The organism is Actinoplanes sp. NPDC051633 (genome assembly GCF_040681735.1).
GTDB lineage: Bacteria > Actinomycetota > Actinomycetes > Mycobacteriales > Micromonosporaceae > Actinoplanes.
The window spans coordinates 1-1,698 of the sequence record NZ_JBFAZH010001452.1 but is presented as its reverse complement, the minus strand read 5'-3'; the positions used below and the strand labels follow the sequence as shown (position 1 = coordinate 1,698).

The following is a 1,698-nucleotide window of genomic DNA, read 5'->3' as shown; positions in this document are numbered from 1 at the left end:
CGAACCGGTAGTCCCAGCCCCGAGGTCGTGCCCGGCCAGGAACGCGCCGACGTCGCTGACCGTGAAGGCAGGCACCGGCACGCGGCGCACCCGCGGCTCGCGAGCGAGCCGGCCGAGGACGTCCCGCAGAGTCTCGCCACGGTCGCCCGGTTCGGCGCGCACGGTGGCGATGATCAGGATCGGGTACCCGGACAGCCGGTCGGCCACGAACTCGAGCAGCCGCAGCGACGACGCGTCGGCCCAGTGCAGATCGTCCAGGACCAGCGTGATCGGGCCGGCCGCCGCCAGCGCGCCCACGATCCGCTCGTGCAACCGGAACTGCGCGATGTCCGCGTCGTCCCCCGCCTCGAGCGCCACCTCGGGCAGCCCGGCCGCGCGCAGCGCCTGGGTCCACGGCCAGTACGCGGGCGCCGCCGCGTCCTCCGCGCACCGCCCCCAGCTGACCGGCACCCCGCGGGCGACCGCCCGGTCGGCCGCCGCCCGGGCCAGGCTGCTCTTACCGATCCCTGCCTCGCCGGTGAGCACGAGCAGACTCCCCCGCCCGGTGGCCAGCTCGTCCAGCGCCGCGGCGACGACATCCAGCTCGGCCGCACGGCCGACCAGAGCCTCCCGCGGCTTCTCGGCGCGGACCGGCGGCGCACCCTCGATGCGCGCGTCGTCGTGCCGCAGGATCGCCTGCTCCAGCTCACCGATCCGGGGCCCGGGCGAGATGCCGAGCTCGTCGTCGAGCAGCGTGCGCACCTCGCGGATCGCGGCTAGCGCGTCCGCCGGCCGGCCGGACCGGTAGAGCGCGGCCGCGTACAGCTCCCAGAGCCGCTCCCGGTACGGCATCTCGCCGGTCAGCCGGGCCAGCTCGGTCACGCACCAGCCCGCTTCGCCGAGCGCTAGCCGCGCCTCGGCCCGGTCCTGCACCGCCTCGGCGTGGGTGTTCTCCAGCTGCGTGACGGCCGGGCCGGCGAACGGTTCGGCGGCGAACTCGGCCAGCGGCGCACCCCGCCACTCGGCCAGCGCGGCGTCGAGCTCGCCCGCGGCGGCGGCCGGGTCGCCGGCGGCGAGCAGCCGGTGACCGGCCTCGGCGCGGGCGGTGAACCGGGTCGCGTCGACCTGTCCGGGCTCGATGTCGAGCAGGTAGCCGGGGTCGCGGGTGACCAGGATCCGCCGGGCCCCACCGGCCTCGAGCCCGCGCCGCAGGTGCGACACGTACGCCTGCACGGTGTTCACCGCGCTGGCCGGTGGGTGGTCGCCCCAGAGCTGGGCGATCAGCCGGTCGAGCGGCAGCACCCGGCCCGGCTGCAGCAGCAGCATCGCCAGGATCGCCTGCTGCTTGCGCGGGCCGAGCCGGACCTCGGCGCCCTCCACCTCGAGCGGCCCGAGCAGTCGGAAGGTCAGGTCCACATCCCCGACGCTAACCGCACACCCGGGCCGGACCGGGTCGACTGAACAGGTGAAAGACCTTGGACGGGAATCCAAGTGGCATCCAAGCGGCACCCAAGGACGGCCCGCGAACCTCGTGGTCAACACACCGGACAGGGAGCACGAGATGTCGAGCAACAACCTCAGCGCCGACTTGGGCAAGATCGTCAGCGGCGCGGTCCTCGGACCCGGCGACCCCGGGTTCGACCAGGCCCGGACCGGCTGGAACGTCGCCGTCGACCAGCGCGTCGCCGCGGTCGTCCAGGCGTCCGACGCGGCCGACCT

Annotated in this window: 1 protein-coding gene; it reads right to left on the bottom strand. The window is 75.3% G+C overall.

The features are described from left to right. Positions 1 to 1,395 (bottom strand): BTAD domain-containing putative transcriptional regulator (locus AB0M20_RS41995; protein ID WP_364306948.1); only part of this gene is annotated, 1,395 nt, incomplete at its 3' end. Positions 1,396 to 1,698 lie beyond the last annotated feature (303 nt).